The following is a 16,553-nucleotide window of genomic DNA, read 5'->3' as shown; positions in this document are numbered from 1 at the left end:
TGAACCGTCTATCATCGTCGAATGGCGATGAAGAAGTCTGATAGGTGTGCGGCTGTTCCCCCGAGAGGGGGAGCGTCATCGAATCTGGATGCTGCGGTGGCGCTGTTTCACAGTCTTTCCGATTCGGCGCGGTTGGCGATCGTGCGCCGCCTGGCTGACGGGGAGGCCCGCGTGGTCGATCTGATCGGGGAGCTGGGGTTGGCGCAGTCCACGGTGTCGGCGCACGTGGCGTGCCTGCGGGACTGCGGGCTGGTTACCGGGCGCCCCGAGGGCCGGCAGGTGTTCTATTCGCTGACTCGCCCTGAACTGATGGACCTGCTGGCCTCGGCCGAGACGCTGTTGGCCGCCACCGGCAACGCGGTCGCGCTGTGCCCTACCTACGGAACCAACTCGGGCATCGACGCGTCGACGGGTACGCAGGAGGCTCGGCGATGAGCGACGCATGCGGTTGCGGCGACGACGAGCCCCGCGCCGCCGACGAAGTCGACGGTGAGCCCGAACGGCTCCGGCAGATCAAGGAACTGCGGTTCGCCGCCCTCTCGGGAGTGCTCCTGGCGGCAGCGGTGATCGCGGGGTTCCTCGACGCCGCCGAGCCGGTCGTCCTCGCGCTGGAAGCGGCGGCGCTGCTGGCCGGCGCCTACACCTTCGTCCCGTCCACCGTGAAGCGGTTGGCGAAAGGCAAGATCGGGGTCGGCACGCTGATGACCATCGCCGCCGTCGGCGCGGTAGTTCTCGGCGAGGTGGGTGAGGCCGCGATGCTGGCGTTCCTGTTCTCCATCAGCGAGGGACTGGAGGAATACTCGCTCGCCCGTACTCGCCGCGGGCTGCGCGCCCTGTTGTCGCTGGTGCCCAACGAGGCCACCGTGCTGCGTGACGGCGCCGAGAAAACCGTCCCGACAGCGGATCTGAGGATCAGCGACCGGATGATGGTCAAACCCGGCGAGCGTGTCGCCACCGACGGCATCATCCGGTTGGGCCGCACCGCACTCGACGTCTCGGCCATCACCGGCGAGTCGGTTCCCGTAGAAGCCGGGCCCGGTGATGAGGTGTTCGCCGGGTCGATCAACGGCACCGGAGCACTGGAGGTGGAGGTCAGCACCACCGCTGAGGACAACTCCCTGGCCCGTATCGTGCGCATCGTAGAGGCAGAACAGTCCCGCAAGGGCGCGTCTCAACGCTTGGCCGACCGCATCGCCAAACCCCTGGTGCCCGGGATCATGATCGTCGCCGGACTGATCGCGGTGATCGGCAGCCTGCTCGGCGACTCGGCCACCTGGATCGAACGCGCCCTGGTGGTGCTGGTCGCCGCCTCACCGTGCGCGCTGGCGATCTCGGTGCCGGTCACCGTGGTGGCCGCCATCGGCGCCGCCAGCAAGCTCGGCGCGCTGGTCAAGGGCGGCGCCGCACTGGAAGGGCTGGGCAAGATCCGCGGCGTCGCCTTGGACAAGACCGGCACGCTAACCGCGAACCGGCCCGCCGTCATCGACGTGGCCACCATCAACGGCGCGACTCGCGAGCAGGTTCTGGATCTGGCAGCGGCACTGGAAGCGCGCAGCGAGCACCCGCTGGCCGCGGCGATACTCGCCGCAGTCGATGACGTCACACCCGCCTCCGACGTCGAGGCCGTCACCGGCGCCGGGCTCACCGGGCGTCGCGAGGGGCACACGCTTCGTCTGGGCCGCCCCGGCTGGCTCGACCCGGGCCCACTTGCCGGTGACGTCGCACGGATGCAGCAGGCAGGCGCCACCGCGGTCCTCGTCGAAGACGACGGCCAGGTCATCGGGGCCATCGCAGTGCGCGACGAGCTGCGCCCCGAAGCCGCTGAAGTGGTCGCGCAGTTGCGCCGCGACGGTTATCACGTGGCGATGCTCACCGGCGACAACCAGGCCACCGCCGCCGCGCTGGCCCGCGACGTCGGGATCGACGCCGTGCACGCCGAGTTGCGCCCCGAAGCCAAGGCGCGATTGATCGAACAGCTCCGCGCCCAACGCCCCACCGCGATGGTCGGCGATGGCGTCAACGACGCTCCCGCGCTGGCCACCGCCGACGTGGGCATCGCGATGGGCGCGATGGGCACCGACGTGGCCATCGAAACCGCCGACGTGGCGTTGATGGGCGAAGACCTGCGCCATCTGCCCCAAGCGTTCAGCCATGCGCGCCGGGCGCGGCGGATCATGCTGCAAAACGTCGGCCTGTCCCTCGGATTGATCATCGCGCTGGTCCCGCTGGCGCTGTTCGGGGTGCTCGGGCTGGCCGCGGTGGTGCTGATTCATGAACTCGCCGAGATCGTGGTGATCGCCAACGGTGTGCGGGCCGGGCGCGCCCGACCGCTGCCCGCCGCCCCGCTCGATCCGGCAGCCAGCCACACCCGCGCGGCACCGGTGAGCGCACCGTCGTGACCGCCGGCCCCACCAGCCCAGAGGCCAGGGTGAGGCGGGCGCGGATCACTTTGGTCGCCACCGTGGTCATCGTCGCCGCCTTGGACCTGGGATTGAAGACCTGGGCCGGCCGCACCCTGAATGACGGCAGCTCAATAGATCTCGGGCCGCTCAACTTGCGGCTGGCGTTCAATCCCGGGGTGGCATTCAGTTTCGGCGACACCCTGCCCCCCGCGGCTCTGCTCGGCGTCACCGGCGTCATCGTGGTCGGTTTGGCGGTGTTCGCCGTCCGCGTGACGCGCACCGCCGCGCTTCCCGTGGTGCTGGCGCTAGCGGCGATGCTGGGCGGCGCGGTGGCCAACGTGATCGACCGCGCCGCGGATGGGCTGGTCACCGACTACCTGCACACCGGCTGGTTCCCCACCTTCAACCTGGCCGGCGTCTTCGTCGTCACCGGGGCAGCCGCACTCGTCGTGGCTAGCTGGCGAACAAGCAACACCGCAGACATGAAGACACACGCATGATCTTGTCCTCGGTGCTGCCCGCGATCGGCCTGTTCATCGTGACCAACATCGACGACATCATCGTGCTCTCACTGTTCTTCGCCCGCGGCTCGGGCCAACGCGGAACCACGGCCCGTATCACCGCAGGCCAATACCTGGGATTCGCCGGAATCCTGGGCGCGGCAGTGCTCGTCACGCTGGGCGCCGGGGCGTTCCTCCCCCCGAAAGTCATCCCGTACTTCGGGCTCGTACCCCTGGCGTTGGGAGTGTGGGCGGCATGGCAAGCCTGGCGCGGCAACGACGACGACGACGACGACGGCAAGGCCGCGGGCAAGAACGTTGGCGTCGTGACCGTCGCAGCAGTCACCTTCGCCAACGGCGGCGACAACATCGGCGTCTACGTTCCGGTCTTCCTCAGCGTGGGACCGGCGGCCGTGGTGGCCTACTGCATCGTCTTCCTCGTGCTCGTCGCGGTACTGGTCATCGCCGCCCGATTCGTCGCCACCCGCCGGCCGATCGCCGAAGTCCTCGAACGCTGGGAACACGTCCTGTTTCCGATCGTCCTGATCGGCCTGGGCATCGTCATCCTGGTCAGCGGCCTCGCCTTCGAAATCTAGCCGGCCCCCAACATTGGTGGTGAATTCCGCGGCAACGTGGTCATCGTGGTGTGGCTGCCCTTTCACAGCGTATTTCCGCATCCGACACGCCGGGTGGATGGCGCACTGCTCCCGGTGGGGACAGGATTGGCGGTCCTGTCCGTCGCCGCGTCGTGGCCGGCCGTGGCTGCCGCACTTGTGCGCAGTCGCCGTGATGTTCAGCAATGGTTCATACCGACGGCTTTGATCGCCCTGAGTGGGGCCGACGCTCGCAGCGGCGATTGTCATCGTCGACACACTCGATGAGGGACATTGATCGCCCGACGTCCACAGGTCCAGAAACATCGAGGACACCCATAGCGGCTGTCGCCAACCCTCAGGAGGGTCTCAGTCCTCCTTGGCCGGTGGTGGCGCCACAGCACAGGGACGCGTTAGAGACACGCCATCCCGGGCTCTGTCATCATCAACGCCACCGCGAGGACCGGCCCAACGAGGACGGGACCGGTCGCCGTGATGAGATCGATGCGGGCCTTGATCCCGGTGGGCGGGAACAAGAGTCGCTCCACACGTTGCGTGACGGCCATTCCGGCGGCGCTGAGCGCCGCTGATGGTGCTGCGGCTGTGGTGGTGCGGGCCGGAACGCTGAGTGCGAGGAGTGCATCCACGACGGTGTCGGGACTATGGTGGCGAGCGGCAACGTCGTCGGCGCGCATCTCCAGAAGCCGGGCGACGTCGCCGGCCCCTTGGGTGAACAGCCGGAGCCTGGGTAAGAGCGTGCTCAGTGAGCGTGTAAGGGCGAGGATTAGGTGATGACGACCCCTCAGATGTGCGCGTTCGTGAGCGACGACCGCGCCCAGCTGGGCGTCGTCGAGGGCGTCGAGGGCGGCGCGGGTGACGACGATGGTGTGCGGACGGCCAGCTAGGCAGTAAACCCCCCGGTGGTCACTGTCGATCACGAACGTGCCTCCGGGACCACGCGGGGTGGAGTCCCCGGTGGCGATCCGGACGGCGTGGACATGGTCGTGGCTGTCCCGACGCATCCGATGAAGAGCCAGCGCGGCGCGCGTGCCGAGCGTGATCACCGCCAGGGTGCTCATCGCCGTCAGAGTCAGGACGGCGACCTGCACGAATTGGCCGTACCCGCCGCGCGCGATCATTCCCAGACCGGCCATGCACCCGGTCAGGATCGGGCCGATCCGACCCCAGGAGGCGACGGTCTGGGAGACGAGCAGCGTTACTGCGGCCACCGCGGCCAACAGGACACTTCCCATCACCGTCAGCCAAGCGCCGATGCCCCATCGTGGCGCGGCGCCGGCACGGGTGACCCGTGATAACACGGCCGGCCCCAACACCGTCAGGGACACCGCGTACGCGAGCAGGCACACGGCCAGGTTCATCGCTTGGTGGTCCCTCTGCTGCGGCGTCGGATCACGTCTTTGAGCCCGGCGAGTTCGTCGGGGCTCATCTCATCCACGAAGTGCGTCAGGACCGCGGTGGTGTGCTTCTCACCGTCGCTCAAGACCTCGCGCATCAGTCCGGCGATGTGTTCGGCGTGGCTGAGCGTGGTGTTGTAGCGGAATGCCTTGCCTTCGCGTTCTCGGCGCAGATGGCCCTTACGGTGAAGGTTTTCCATGGTCGACAGCACGGTCGTGTAGGCGATCTCACGGTCAGCGCGTAGCTGGTCGACCACCTCCCGGACGGTGCCCTGTCCGTCGTTGGCCCACAGCTGGGCCATCACCACGGTTTCAAGTTCACCGAACACCCGCACCAATACCACCTACTTCGTTCACTGTGCCGCGCATCCTCTCGCCGCGTCCGGTCCGACCCGGAGGCGGTCCTGCTGCCAACACCGGCGGTGCCGAATTACTATCTCGGTACAGAGATAGTACTCAGTGCGCACCCAAATCGGCGCACCGGCAGGAAGCCGTAAGGGCCGTCACCGCCACAGCCCAGACCTAGGTCTGACGGCTCGGAAGTGCCGACCCCGCGCGCCGGTGTCATCGCGGTGGTTGGAAGTTGGGTCCCCATGCTCGACGTGTCGCCCATGACCGGCGGTCCTGCGGTGTCGGTGACCCCCGGCATGGGACCGGCTGTCGGGGCGCCGACGACACCACGCAGGGCGTAGGCGGTGCCGACGAGTCCACCGCCGATGCCGATCAGCCCGAGCGCAGTCGCCTGATCATCTTATCCATCGCCGTCGATCTCCTGTCGTACGCACGCCCGGCCGAAAGCCACTGTGGTCGTGATGATGTCGGCGCGACGCGCACCGAATCCGCGCAATCCGCGGCACTCGTGTCATTGTCGAGCTTAGCCAAGCGATGAGCCAGCTCCTCATCGTCGATCGCCCCCTGGGCGTACCGGTGTCGCAGCACCTCGATGGCGGTTGGCGCGGATGCTGAAGGTGCTGGGCGGTCCGATCGCCCGATCGCATCCGCGAGCCAGGCCGCGCCGAATACCACTAGCGCCAGTGCCCCGACCAGCAGCAGCAGCCCGGCAAACATCATTCCCCAGCCCATTTCCGCTGTCATCAGCATCGTGGTGCCTCCTCGCTGCGCAATGCGCAATTTTTTCTAGTGCCTCGGTACCGAAGTCGTCAGTGACAACGCGTGCAGCCACCTTGGCTGCACGCATCGCTGCGGCGCACCTTGACCTACTATCTCGGTACCGAGATAGTAGACGAGTTAGCCGGTTCACGCCGCCGGTGACTCACAGGAGTGGTGATGCACGATGTGCTGCTGACGCTGGCCCGTCCGGCCTGTCGGTCGGGATGGGCGTGATGACGTGGATGATGATGCGCGGTCACCACCGCGACGCGCCTCCCACCACCGCGACGGGTGATCCCGCGTCGGGAGCCGGGACCGCCCAACTCGGCCCGGAGCAGATGGCGCCGCTCATCCCGGTGGACATCGATGTCGCGGTGACGACGAAATCCCCGATCCGACACGAAGTCTCGTGAAGGCGAGGATTCGAGCCTTGCGCACAAGGGGTACGCGCAGACCTCTGGAGGGTCGACGTTCCGATGCCCCATCGGTCGCCGGGGTAACAGACCCAGCCGGTGGCTGCCTGCCGCTGGCGTCATGGCCGTCGTCACCTTCGCCGCGGTCATCGGCCTGGTCATCGTCAGAGAACGTCCCGCTGACCCGATCGTCGCCGGTGGGATTCCCACGACACCATTGACCTCGGCCACCGGCACGGACAGCCCACCGCCCTGGCCCGCACTGAACGACCTCCCCGCTGCCGTGGGGCAGTCCGGGCTGCCGCTGTTGCGCTAGGAGGGCTCGGTGCTCCACTTTCATGCTCACCTCGACGTGTTCGTCAACGGCAAGGCTGTGGCGGTTCCCGCCGGCATCGGGATCGACGAGCGTGGCGGCGCGATCAGTCCGCTGCAATCCACAACGCCAGCGGCGTCATCCATATCGAATCACCGACCCAGAGCGCGTTCACCCTCGCCCAGTTCTTCTCCGAATGGAATGTCACGTTGACCGCATCGCGGCTCGGAGACCGCACCGCCACCACCGGTTCCCCGCTGCACACCTACGGCAACGGCCACCAGGTGACCGGCAGCCCCGGCGCTCTGACCTTCCACGGCCACGACGAGATCGGGCTGGTCTACGGGGCGGCCCCCGCCCAGATCCCCGGCGGTTACGCCTTTGGCGACCTGTAGCCAGCGCGGCCGTCACTGCCTGTGAGCCGGGCGCGGAGAGATCGGCGGGACGAGGTGGCCGAGGGCACACGTGCGACCTTGAACTCGATGGGGCGCCGCGGCGAACTCGGGCCACCCTTACAATCGGGCGGGTTTAGCGGGCTAGGGGTCCCCTCGGGGCGACAACTCCTCGGGAGCGCCACCACCGTTACTCCAGTCATGGATACTTCGTCGCAGATCTCAACCACCGCAGTCGTTCTCGGTCTGCCAGCTACCTCACCAGCGTGGACCCCGGAACCCCGATGCTGGACCAATCCCCTCGACATTATGCCTACATTTCCTACTTCGTCCCTCGGTTGCTCGAACCCTCGTGGTGTCCGATACCGCCGACCGGCGTCCACCCACCAAGTCCAGCGGTCCGCCACAGTGGTCGCGTGATGGCCACTGTGGCGGTTGCTTGTTCCTTACATCATTCCCGCGCAGCACGGGCACGGTTCCTTCATGTCGGCGCAACACGTGCACTCGTCCGTGGGCATCGCCATCATCGCCTCGCTACAGCACCACATCAGCGGCTTCGCGCCACCAGCGGTGTACGTGACCGCCTTGGGATCCCCGCCGGTGACGTCGAAGTAGATCTTGCCGGTCGAGGTTTGACCTTGAGCCAACGTGGCAGCTGAGATGCCCTGCGGACTCGCCACCTGCCACAGCACGGGGTAGCTGCTGCCGCCAGTTTTTGCGTTGAAGTTGGGGATCACGGGTGTCGAGGTCCCCGAGATCGCCGTCACCGTGGCGGTCGCCTCCCACAGCTGCCCGGCCACCGGGAATCCAGGCGCTACGTCACCGCTCTCCTTCAGGTCTGTTACCGACCAGTCCTGCAATCCACCGCCATCTCGCACCTGCTGGTGCGATCCGAAGCGGTGCGCACAGTCCTCCGCAGCCGACGCCACCCCGGCGAAACTCAACCCCGCCATCGCCGTCATGGCGATCAATACCGCCACTCGATAAAACTTGCGCATACCCACTCCTCGTCCTTGGCCCCCGGTCACCGACCGCATGGCATCTACTATGTTCGTACCGAGATAGTAGATGATGCTCGTAGCCAATCAACATGCCCCCCGTCAGGGGCCCGATGAGAAGGGTTGAAACTCATAGTCGAATCCAGAGAAGGTGGTCATACGTCGGCCGCCGCAGTTTCACCAGACGAATACTGTTCGCCGGCAACGGAGGTCGCTTCGGCGCACGACGGTGAATCGTCAACCTATCGGGGCCCACGGATAGAATTGCTCGTCATCCGCGATTGCCCTTACGCGACGCTCGCCGGGGCGTTGATCACAATGACACTCAACGAACTGGGCCTTCACCACACACCGGTACTGACCACGGTGATCGACACCACTGCCGAAGCGATTCGTCGGAGGTTCACCGGATCGCCCAGCATCATCATCAACGGTGTCGACCCGTGGGCGCACCCTGACGAGTTACCCGGCCTTGCCTGCCGTGTGCTTCCGTCCGGGGACGGACTGCCCACCCCGGAGCGCCTCGCCCAAGCATTGTGCACAGCCGTGGTCGATGACCGTCAGACGCTAGCCGGCGGAGGAGACTCGTCCCGAGTCTGTTGAAAAGAAGCCGTTTCGGGCTGCCCACTTTGTCGGCCGGTGGCGGTGTCTCATTTGTTGTCTCACACTCGGCGCGCGTCTTCGATCCTTGAAGTCGCAGTAAAACGAAACCCCAGTCGGCCACCACCACATGTTTCGGCACGGTGGTTCGATAGGGAGGCCCTGGGCCACCTCCTGCGCACCTTCTCCTACGACCCGCCCGGCGATTCGACTTCACACAGTTGGACATTGCCGCCAAACCTGATTACCCCGATGGCCATCTGCATGAGATGGTTCACCCATTCACCCAGAGTGGCGACTGCGCCTGAAGCCCGCCACGGCGACGAAGCACAGCGCGACACATCGGCAGCCAAGAAAGGCCTGAAAGATCGTGGTCGGTCAGTATTCAGCCGTTCTGAGACACGCTGTGCTGCCAGGTCTTAACATTCACTGAGTAACCTAGTAGAAGTGACTGGGGAGCAGCGGATTTCGTCGGCAGCCGCTACGCATCCAGCCACTGCTCATAGACCTGAGAAGGAGATCGATGTTCGCTGCGACGCCCATCTTCGACGCTTTGGCCGAAACATTGCTGGGTCGGGAAACTGACTTCGTACCGCAATGGCTGACCGTTCGTCGTAACGGGTACAGCGAGTCACCGCCGAATGGGTGGGCCCGCCATCAACTCCCCCGGTCAGCTTTGCACTCATCCGACGTCCCCGGCGGTGCGCGCCGCATGTCTAGCACCGACTGAAGCTTCCTTGTCCGCTTGGGGATGCGCCCGTACGTCGTCCCTGGTCTGCCACCCCCTTCCCCGCGGCGTGAAGCCAAGTCGTGGGGAGTTTGGCGCAGTGGTGTTCGTTTCGAACTCGTTCAACCTCGCAATGGCAGGACCGACCTCCTACGGCGGCCTTACGTGACGGCTGCGCCGACCGGCTCAACTGCAGACGAGCACACCGGAAGCGGCCAGCGTCAGACCCGCCAATGGCGCCAGCGCGATGAGGCCCGCCGCGCCGGCCAGCGCAGCCTCCCTGCCCCGCAAGCGGTTTACTGGCGGCAGGGTCAATCGCTCGACGCGACTCACCACGGCGACATCGGCGGCACCCAACGCCGTCGCTGGCGCCGCGCCAGCCAGCGCGAGCAGCCCACGCAACACGGTGTGGCGGCCGAACCGTCGGGCCGCGGCATCATCGGCGCACATCTCCAGCAACCGCGTCACCTCCAGGGCGCCGTCTCGCATCAGCGCCAGCCGCGGCAGCACCGACGCCACCGCGCGCACGAAGATGGTTACCTCGAGGTGGCGTCCGCGTACGTGGGCCCACTCATGGGCGAGCACCGCCTTCATCTCGTCTCCGTCGAGGGCGGCGACGGCGGCGCTGGTCATCACGATCGTTGACGGCTTGCCGGCTACGCAGTAGGCGGCGCGGACATCGGCGTTGACCACGAAAGTGCGGTGGTCGAGGATGGGACGGCCCACCAGCCGGATGCCGTGGGCGTGGCCGTGGGCAAGCGTCCGCAACCGCGTCACGGCGCACACCAGTCGGACGGAGACAACCAAGACCGCCCCGACCACCGCGCCGGCGCTAAGCAGCAGCACCGCCCGTGGTGCGCCACCAGACTGGCCAGCGAGCAGCCGACATACGAACTCGATGCAAGAGTCAATGAAGGTGTGCCGCTGGCTCCCGTGCGCGACCTCATCGACAACGATCAACACTGCCGAAACTAGCCAGGTCGCAAGCACGCTGACGATTGCGATCAACCACATCGCTACACCCAGCCGGGGGACGCGTCCCGCCCTGGTGAGCGCCCGCAGCACCGGCGGACCACCTAGGAGAATCGCCGCGCTATACAGCAGCAGGCAAGCGGCCAGGCTCACTGGCGCTTGGCATTGGTGGCGCGTTTCGACACGCGGCGCAGTGCCGAACGCAGCCTCTCGGACTCCTCCGGTCCGATCTGTTCGATGAAATGGTTCAGCACCAGTTCGGAGCGACCTCCCCCGTCAAGCGCCTCGCGCATCAAACGGGCGGTGTGCTCCTCGCGGGTCATCACCGCCCAATAGCGGTATGCGCGACCGTCGCGTTCGCGGTCGAGCCAGCCTTTGGTGTGGAGATTGTCCATCGTGGACATCACCGTGGTGTAGGCAATCTGCCGCTGCTGTGCCATTTCCTCGAATATCTCGCGCACCGTCACGGTGTAGGGATCGTGGTCCCACATGCGATCCATCACTGCGGCCTCCAGCTCGCCGAAACCCCGAACCCTCACCGCACAACCTCCACCGTCGTTGCTGGGCAGCCTACCTCGCGGCCCTGTCAATACCGCGGACGCGCAGTGGTCACCGCGCGTTCCCATGGCGGGCTCGGTTGCACTTCCTCTGTACGCAGGTTCTCCGTCGGTCATCGGGTGACCCCGAAGGCACGGCGATGATGCCGGGGATCGCCGTCGCTCACGACGAGTGCGGGCCGCCCGCGGCCCCACACGGCCGTCGGGAAGCGCCTCGTCCCGTTTGGTCTCAATTGGCCAAGTCGGCGATGCCGCAGCAGGATCGGACAGTTCCCTCTGGTTCGGTCGACGTATGCGGAGTATCGGGAAGGCGATTCTCTCCCCTGAGACCGACAGGCGCCGTGGTACTCAGCCAGCTGTGCACGACGCCAGCACACTCATCAACAGGTAGCACCGATGTCGCCGCCCACGTCGCGCAGCTTTACCAAGGCACCCGGGGTCATGCGCACGAAGATGGAGTTGGCCAGCTGCTCACTCGGCACGCCGGCGGCCGCGGCGACGCCCGCAGACACGGCCAAGCCGATCCCCCGTCGCATCCACGGCCTTACCGCAGGTGGCGGTGAAGAACCACCGGGCCAAACGGTGTCCTTCAGATACGACGTGAGCGCATCGTCGGTTCGTCCCCCGCCACCGAGATGGTGTCGACCGCGCGGGTCACCCGTGGTGCGCGGGCGCGCTCGGGGCCGGGCAAAAGCGCCGCGGTGGCCACGATGGCCGTCATCCAACACGCGATGAGAACGCCGACAAGGAGTGGCCATTCATGCCAATCATCGCCCATCACCGGATGCGTCATCAGGTCGGCAGCCGTCACCGTGCTCATCTCGCCCTCCTCAGTCACCACGGTGTGTCCTGCGGGCTGCGATACAGGTGTTGGTCTTGTGAAGATTCGTTGAAGATGACGCTTGGCGACGTCTGTGCGCCGGACCCGGCACCATGAACGTCATGAGTGATCCCGCATTGCGCACCGACGACCGTTCGCCCGAGTTCCGGGCGCTGGTGGTCGACGATGAAACCGCGTTGGCCGAAATCGTGGCCAGCTACCTGATTCGGGAACATTTCGACACGCGGGTCGCTCATGACGGCGTTGCCGCCGTTGCTCTGGCGCGTGACCATGACCCCGATGTCGTGATCTTGGATTTGGGTCTGCCCGGCATGGACGGGTTGGAAGTGTGCCGTCAACTCCGGACGTTCTCTGACGCCTACGTCGTGATGCTCACCGCGCGCGACACCGAGCTGGACACCATCGTCGGACTCAGCGTGGGAGCCGACGACTACGTGACCAAGCCGTTTAGCTCTGGTGAGCTGGTCGCGCGAATACGGGCGATGTTACGCCGCCCTCGCTCGGTACCTGGCGCCGCGGCCGCTGCTCCGGACGCCCCGGCGCCCCTGGTCCTGGGGCCGCTGCGCATCGATCTGGCGGCCCGCGAGGTGTCCCTCGACGGTCACTCGATCCCCTTGACGCGCACCGAATTCGACCTGCTCGCCGCGCTATCCGGGCGGCCCGGCATGGTGATGAGCCGACGCCAGCTGCTCGAAATCGTGCGCGACGGCCCATGGGTAGGCAACGACCACCTCGTCGACGTCCACGTCGGGCACGTGCGCCGCAAACTGGGAGACGACCCCACAAACCCCCGATACATCATCACCGTGCGCGGCGTCGGATACCGGATCGGCAGCCTCCAATGATCATCTCGGCACTGCGCCGCCGACCCGGCCTGGGCATGCGGCTGCTCATCGCGCAGACCCTGGTCCTGCTCGCCGGGGCGATCACCACCTGGGTGGTCGCCGCCCTCGTCGGACCACCGCTATTTCGAGAGCACTTGCGTCAAGCGGGGGTATCGGCAGGTTCGGCAGAGCAGCTGCACGCCGAGGAGGCGTATCTGTATGCCACCGTGTTCTCCGTGGGCGGCGCGGTCGCGGTCTCCGCGCTAACCGCGTTCGCGGTCTCGCTCTACGTCAGCCGCCGCCTGCAGCGGTCGGTCACCGAGGTGGCCGCCGCAGCCAGCGCCGTCTCCGAGGGCCGGTACGAGGTCCGGGTGGCCCCACAGAACCTCGGTGAGGAGTTCGACGCGCTCTCGGCAGCCTTCAACCAGATGGCCGCCCAGCTCCAGGCCATCGACACCACGCGCCGCCAGCTCTTCGGCGACCTCGCCCACGAAATCCGCACACCGGTGGCCGTGCTCGAAGCATGGTTAGAAGCCGTCGAAGACGGTGTTCGGCCGCTGACTCCCGACACCATCGCGTTGATGCGCGATCAGTCGCGCCGCCTGGTCCGGTTTTCCGGAGACCTCGGCGCGCTGGCTCAGGCGGAGGAAAGTTCAGCCACGATGTCGTTCACCGACATTGACGTCGCCGACGTGATCACGACGACGGCTGCCGCCGTGGCCGACCGGTATCACGCCAAGGGCGTGGCGCTGTCGACGCACCTAGCAGCAAGCCGACATCATCTGTGGGGAGACCCGCAGCGGCTGAGCCAAGTGCTGACCAACGTCCTCGACAACGCGCTACGGCACACCTCCGCACATGGCCGGGTGGACGTCAGCACTGACACGGAGGGCGACCAGCTCGTCATTCGCATCGCCGACAACGGCGACGGTATTGCCGCGCCGCATCTATCGCTTATCTTCGATCGCCTCTACCGCGCTGATGCCGCCCGCACCCGTGACCACGGCGGTTCGGGCCTGGGGTTGGCCATCGCCAAGGCTCTCGTCGAAGCACACGGTGGGCGCATCGGCGCCGCCAGCGGCGGCGTCGGCGGCGGCGCGATAATCACGATCTATTTACCGCTGCCGACGAACCCGCCGCCACTGGGCACCTCAGACGTCGCCCACCCGCCGCCCACCGCCTGAACTCCGAGACGAATCGGCCGAACCAGGGCGCCGTCTCACATCGAGGCCAGCATCGACTCCATGGAGTCGATCTCCTGCTGCTGGGACGCGATGATGGTGCGCGCCATCTCGGTTGCCGCTGGGAACTGGCCGCTGTCGACCTCGGTTCGAGCCATGGCGATGGCTCCCTTGTGGTGTTCGATCATCTGAGTCAGGAAGAGCTTGCTCGCTGCGGCGCCCTGGGCGTTCTGCAGTGCTGCCATGTCCTGCTCGGACATCATGCCGCCACCCATGCTGCTCATGTCGTGACCGGGCATCTCCGACATGTCCGGCATGTCAGAACTGGGCGCCGGCACCTTCCAATCGGACAGCCAACCTCGCATCGTCTCGATCTCGGGCCCTTGCGCTGCCTTGATTTCGTTGGCCAACGTCATGACCGCAGGATCGATGCCCTGCTTGCCCAGCAGCATGTCACTCATCTCGACTGCCTGCTGATGGTGCGGGATCATGCCCTGCGCGAAGGTCACGTCGGCGTCATTGTGCGCCTGCTCGGTCTGGCCGCCCGTCGTCGCGGGGGCCGCAGCCGCCGACGTCTGCGAGCTGCTCGTCGCCGACATGTCTTGGTCCGCAGGGGTACTGCTACAGGCGCCCACCGTCAGCGTGGCCGCCACGGCACTGACAACCAGCATTCCGACCCGTGTCACGTCCATCATCCAAATCCTCCACCATCGTTTATCTGCCGTAGGTCCGACTTTTGCTCGCCGACCTCGTTCGACCGACCAGCGCGAGCGGATCGGGACACCCAGCTTGACCGCCCCGCCTAAGGGTGACCGCGACGTTCGATGAAGAAACGGTAAAGCCGATCGTCTAGGTCCCGACGTTGCGCCGGTCAGTAACGCCTGGCGTTGTAGAACGGCGACGACGAGATCGGCGCCACCTTCACCGGTGTGCCGAAGGTCTAGGCGTGCACCATCATCCCGTCGCCGATGTAGATGCCGGCATGAGACACGTCGGAGTAGAACGTGACGATGTCGCCCGGCTGCAAGTCGGCTTCGGTGACCGGCTGTCCACCCACGGCCAGAGCTTGACCAAGCGCGGCAACTTGCGGCAGCTGTGAATCCCTTCATGCGGCTTTCAGTCTCGATAGAGACGACCCACTGGACGGACAACTCGTCGATCAACTGCTGCGGCGAACTCGCGGTCAACACCACAGACGAGCCAACGGGCAGCGAACCGTCTTTACCGAATCTTCACGGAAGAGCCAAACCAACCATAAGCGCCCACGTGACACTGAAGGTCGCAGCAACCGCGCCGCGCAGGCAGTCCGTACCTTCGAAGGGGTGGTTTCGTGCCAACCGACCACACGTCACCGTCCGCACGTCTCAGTCGCAGATTCGCACCACGACGGCGCCGGCGTTTCGCTGCGGCGATCGCCGTGCTCGTGGCCTCGACACTCGCCGTGGTGGCGTGCGCGAATCCAGCGACCACCACGACGGCAGAGGCGCCAGCTTCGATCGCCCAGAAGGGCGAACCCTACGCGGACCTGCTCGAGCCGTGGTTGCAATCCTCGGTAACGGACGGCGCGGTCGGGGTGCCCGTCGACGCACCGGTGACCGTAAAGGCCGGTGACGGCGTGCTCGGCGCGGTGAAAATGGTCAATGCGCAAGGCGAGACCGTGGCCGGTCAGGTTGGCTCGGACGGCGTGACGTGGTCCACCGCGGAACCCCTGGGTTACAACAAGCGATACACGTTGACCGCCGAGGCACTCGGGATCGCCGACGCGATCACTCAGCAGATGACGTTCCAGACTCAGTCGCCAAAGAACCTGACGATGCCCTACGTGATGCCGAACGATGGCGACGTGGTAGGCGTGGGCCAGCCGGTAGCCATCCGTTTCGACGAAGACATCACCGACCGCACGGCTGCACAACAGGCCATCGAGGTCACCACGAGCCCCCGCGTCGAGGGAGCGTTCTACTGGCTAAGTGATCGCGAAGTCCGTTGGCGCCCAGCGGAATATTGGACACCCGGCACGACCGTCGAAGTTGCGGTGAACACCTACGGTGTAGACCTTGGCGAGGGACTGTTCGGACAAGACAACATCCTCACCCGCTTTACCGTCGGCGATCAGGTCATCGCCACCGCCGACGACGCCACCAAGACATTGACGGTGCGACGAAACGGCGAGGTAGTCCGGACCATGCCGATGTCCATGGGAAAGAACAGCACCCCTACCGACAACGGCGCCTACATCATCGGCGATAGATACGCCAACCTCGTCATGGACTCATCGACCTACGGCGTCCCCGTCAACTCACCCAACGGCTACCGCCTCGACGTGGATTGGGCTACCCAGATGTCCTACAGCGGCATCTACGTCCACTCCGCCCCCTGGTCGGTGAGCAGCCAAGGCAAGACCAACGTCAGCCACGGCTGCCTCAACGTCAGTCCAGACAACGCAAAGTGGTTCTACGACAACATTAAACGTGGTGACATCGTTGAAGTAGTCAACACGGTGGGGTCGACCCTCTCGGGCGTCGACGGCCTCGGCGACTGGAATGTTCCCTGGGAACAATGGCGGACTGGCAACACCACCGTCTAACGACCGCGGCCATCGGCGGGGCGGCGTTGTCACAGACTGGCCACTCACATCTACGTAGAAATTGCGTAGGCTTTTGTCGAGTGACGTATCGCGGGAACCGCGGCACGTCGTATAAGTGTGAAGGTTCGACG

General features: G+C 66.0%; 19 protein-coding genes and 1 pseudogene. 10 read left to right on the top strand and 10 right to left on the bottom strand.

Annotated features, from left to right (window positions below):
- Window positions 1-21: 21 nt before the first annotated feature.
- The 4 genes from G6N61_RS30435 to G6N61_RS30420 are packed head-to-tail and all read left to right on the top strand — an operon-like array spanning window position 22 to window position 3,498.
- Window positions 22-435 (top strand): ArsR/SmtB family transcription factor, encoded by a 414-nt coding sequence (locus G6N61_RS30435; protein WP_163924528.1) that lies wholly within the window; start codon window positions 22-24, stop codon window positions 433-435.
- Window positions 432-2,399 (top strand): heavy metal translocating P-type ATPase, encoded by a 1,968-nt coding sequence (locus G6N61_RS30430; RefSeq protein WP_163924527.1) that lies wholly within the window; start codon window positions 432-434, stop codon window positions 2,397-2,399. The genes G6N61_RS30435 and G6N61_RS30430 overlap by 4 nt, the downstream gene beginning before the upstream one ends.
- Window positions 2,396-2,902, top strand: coding sequence for a signal peptidase II (gene lspA, locus G6N61_RS30425; RefSeq protein ID WP_163924526.1), 507 nt, complete (start codon window positions 2,396-2,398; stop codon window positions 2,900-2,902). The genes G6N61_RS30430 and lspA overlap by 4 nt, the downstream gene beginning before the upstream one ends.
- Entirely contained in the window at window positions 2,899-3,498 is a 600-nt protein-coding gene (locus G6N61_RS30420; protein WP_163924525.1) for a cadmium resistance transporter, read from the top strand. Before lspA ends, G6N61_RS30420 begins: the two co-directional genes overlap by 4 nt.
- 410 nt (window positions 3,499-3,908) lie before the next feature.
- Here G6N61_RS30420 and G6N61_RS30415 read toward each other — a convergent pair whose 3' ends face one another.
- From G6N61_RS30415 to G6N61_RS30405, 3 genes are all read right to left on the bottom strand, one after another.
- Window positions 3,909-4,874 carry a M56 family metallopeptidase gene (locus G6N61_RS30415; protein WP_163924524.1) on the bottom strand — a complete coding sequence of 322 codons (966 nt, stop codon included), beginning with the start codon at window positions 4,872-4,874 and terminating at the stop codon, window positions 3,909-3,911.
- On the bottom strand, window positions 4,871-5,245 hold the full coding sequence (locus tag G6N61_RS30410; RefSeq protein ID WP_163924523.1) for a BlaI/MecI/CopY family transcriptional regulator: 375 nt from the start codon (window positions 5,243-5,245) through the stop codon (window positions 4,871-4,873). The genes G6N61_RS30415 and G6N61_RS30410 overlap by 4 nt, the downstream gene beginning before the upstream one ends.
- A gap of 388 nt (window positions 5,246-5,633) precedes the next feature.
- Window positions 5,634-6,011: an SHOCT domain-containing protein gene (locus tag G6N61_RS30405; RefSeq protein ID WP_163924522.1), complete on the bottom strand. Its 378-nt coding sequence runs from the start codon at window positions 6,009-6,011 to the stop codon at window positions 5,634-5,636.
- Window positions 6,012-6,253: 242 nt separating this feature from the next.
- On the opposite strand from G6N61_RS30405, the gene G6N61_RS30400 reads away from it, so the two are divergent.
- The 3 genes from G6N61_RS30400 (at window position 6,254) to G6N61_RS30390 (ending at window position 7,141) form a co-directional block, all read left to right on the top strand.
- Window positions 6,254-6,433, top strand: a complete 180-nt coding sequence (locus tag G6N61_RS30400; protein ID WP_163924521.1) for a hypothetical protein — start codon at window positions 6,254-6,256, stop codon at window positions 6,431-6,433.
- Window positions 6,434-6,554: 121 nt separating this feature from the next.
- Window positions 6,555-6,749, top strand: coding sequence for a hypothetical protein (locus G6N61_RS30395; RefSeq protein WP_163924520.1), 195 nt, complete (start codon window positions 6,555-6,557; stop codon window positions 6,747-6,749).
- Window positions 6,750-6,955: 206 nt separating this feature from the next.
- Window positions 6,956-7,141: a hypothetical protein gene (locus G6N61_RS30390; protein ID WP_163924519.1), complete on the top strand. Its 186-nt coding sequence runs from the start codon at window positions 6,956-6,958 to the stop codon at window positions 7,139-7,141.
- 443 nt (window positions 7,142-7,584) lie between these two features.
- On the opposite strand, the gene G6N61_RS30385 is transcribed toward G6N61_RS30390, so the two are convergent.
- The 5 genes from G6N61_RS30385 to G6N61_RS30365 all read right to left on the bottom strand — a co-directional run bounded on the left by G6N61_RS30385 (window position 7,585) and on the right by G6N61_RS30365 (window position 11,812).
- Complete coding sequence (locus G6N61_RS30385; protein WP_163924518.1) at window positions 7,585-8,136, bottom strand: MPT63 family protein; 552 nt, start codon at window positions 8,134-8,136, stop codon at window positions 7,585-7,587.
- A 1,513-nt stretch (window positions 8,137-9,649) separates the two neighbouring features.
- Window positions 9,650-10,588 carry a M56 family metallopeptidase gene (locus tag G6N61_RS30380; RefSeq protein WP_163924517.1) on the bottom strand — a complete coding sequence of 313 codons (939 nt, stop codon included), beginning with the start codon at window positions 10,586-10,588 and terminating at the stop codon, window positions 9,650-9,652.
- On the bottom strand, window positions 10,585-10,974 hold the full coding sequence (locus G6N61_RS30375) for a BlaI/MecI/CopY family transcriptional regulator (RefSeq protein ID WP_163924516.1): 390 nt from the start codon (window positions 10,972-10,974) through the stop codon (window positions 10,585-10,587). The genes G6N61_RS30380 and G6N61_RS30375 overlap by 4 nt, the downstream gene beginning before the upstream one ends.
- A 398-nt stretch (window positions 10,975-11,372) precedes the next feature.
- The gene (locus G6N61_RS30370) at window positions 11,373-11,510 is read right to left on the bottom strand and encodes a hypothetical protein (RefSeq protein ID WP_163916661.1); all 138 of its coding nucleotides are present in this window, start codon (window positions 11,508-11,510) and stop codon (window positions 11,373-11,375) included.
- A 71-nt stretch (window positions 11,511-11,581) separates the two neighbouring features.
- On the bottom strand, window positions 11,582-11,812 hold the full coding sequence (locus G6N61_RS30365) for a hypothetical protein (protein WP_163924515.1): 231 nt from the start codon (window positions 11,810-11,812) through the stop codon (window positions 11,582-11,584).
- 113 nt (window positions 11,813-11,925) lie between these two features.
- Between G6N61_RS30365 and G6N61_RS30360 the strand changes: the two genes are divergently transcribed.
- On the top strand, window positions 11,926-12,678 hold the full coding sequence (locus tag G6N61_RS30360; RefSeq protein WP_163924514.1) for a response regulator: 753 nt from the start codon (window positions 11,926-11,928) through the stop codon (window positions 12,676-12,678).
- A complete protein-coding gene (locus tag G6N61_RS30355) occupies window positions 12,675-13,841 on the top strand; it encodes a sensor histidine kinase (protein WP_163924513.1) in 1,167 nt (388 codons plus the stop codon). Before G6N61_RS30360 ends, G6N61_RS30355 begins: the two co-directional genes overlap by 4 nt.
- A gap of 35 nt (window positions 13,842-13,876) precedes the next feature.
- On the opposite strand, the gene G6N61_RS30350 is transcribed toward G6N61_RS30355, so the two are convergent.
- Together G6N61_RS30350 and G6N61_RS30345 are read right to left on the bottom strand one after the other, a co-directional pair.
- Window positions 13,877-14,530, bottom strand: coding sequence for a DUF305 domain-containing protein (locus G6N61_RS30350; RefSeq protein ID WP_163924512.1), 654 nt, complete (start codon window positions 14,528-14,530; stop codon window positions 13,877-13,879).
- A gap of 179 nt (window positions 14,531-14,709) precedes the next feature.
- Window positions 14,710-14,907 (bottom strand): annotated as a pseudogene (locus tag G6N61_RS30345) (C40 family peptidase); the annotation flags it as partial.
- 372 nt (window positions 14,908-15,279) lie between these two features.
- On the opposite strand from G6N61_RS30345, the gene G6N61_RS30340 reads away from it, so the two are divergent.
- A complete protein-coding gene (locus G6N61_RS30340; protein WP_407666509.1) occupies window positions 15,280-16,422 on the top strand; it encodes a L,D-transpeptidase in 1,143 nt (380 codons plus the stop codon).
- The last annotated feature ends 131 nt before the right edge of the window (window positions 16,423-16,553 follow it).

Origin of the sequence: Mycolicibacterium arabiense, assembly GCF_010731815.2 — a bacterium.
In the GTDB taxonomy this organism is placed as follows: domain Bacteria; phylum Actinomycetota; class Actinomycetes; order Mycobacteriales; family Mycobacteriaceae; genus Mycobacterium; species Mycobacterium arabiense.
The sequence above is the reverse complement of the archived record's forward strand: the minus strand, read 5'-3'. Positions and strand labels throughout refer to the sequence as shown.

Coding starts and splice junctions, on each gene's coding strand:
- G6N61_RS30385 (WP_163924518.1), bottom strand. CDS start 8,136: ATGCGCAAGTTTTATCGAGTGGCGGTATTGATCGCCATGACGGCGATG.
- G6N61_RS30420 (WP_163924525.1), top strand. CDS start 2,899: ATGATCTTGTCCTCGGTGCTGCCCGCGATCGGCCTGTTCATCGTGACC.
- G6N61_RS30435 (WP_163924528.1), top strand. CDS start 22: ATGGCGATGAAGAAGTCTGATAGGTGTGCGGCTGTTCCCCCGAGAGGG.
- G6N61_RS30415 (WP_163924524.1), bottom strand. CDS start 4,874: ATGAACCTGGCCGTGTGCCTGCTCGCGTACGCGGTGTCCCTGACGGTG.
- G6N61_RS30355 (WP_163924513.1), top strand. CDS start 12,675: ATGATCATCTCGGCACTGCGCCGCCGACCCGGCCTGGGCATGCGGCTG.
- G6N61_RS30405 (WP_163924522.1), bottom strand. CDS start 6,011: ATGCTGATGACAGCGGAAATGGGCTGGGGAATGATGTTTGCCGGGCTG.
- G6N61_RS30365 (WP_163924515.1), bottom strand. CDS start 11,812: ATGAGCACGGTGACGGCTGCCGACCTGATGACGCATCCGGTGATGGGC.
- G6N61_RS30430 (WP_163924527.1), top strand. CDS start 432: ATGAGCGACGCATGCGGTTGCGGCGACGACGAGCCCCGCGCCGCCGAC.
- G6N61_RS30400 (WP_163924521.1), top strand. CDS start 6,254: ATGACGTGGATGATGATGCGCGGTCACCACCGCGACGCGCCTCCCACC.
- G6N61_RS30395 (WP_163924520.1), top strand. CDS start 6,555: ATGGCCGTCGTCACCTTCGCCGCGGTCATCGGCCTGGTCATCGTCAGA.
- G6N61_RS30350 (WP_163924512.1), bottom strand. CDS start 14,530: ATGGACGTGACACGGGTCGGAATGCTGGTTGTCAGTGCCGTGGCGGCC.
- G6N61_RS30360 (WP_163924514.1), top strand. CDS start 11,926: ATGAACGTCATGAGTGATCCCGCATTGCGCACCGACGACCGTTCGCCC.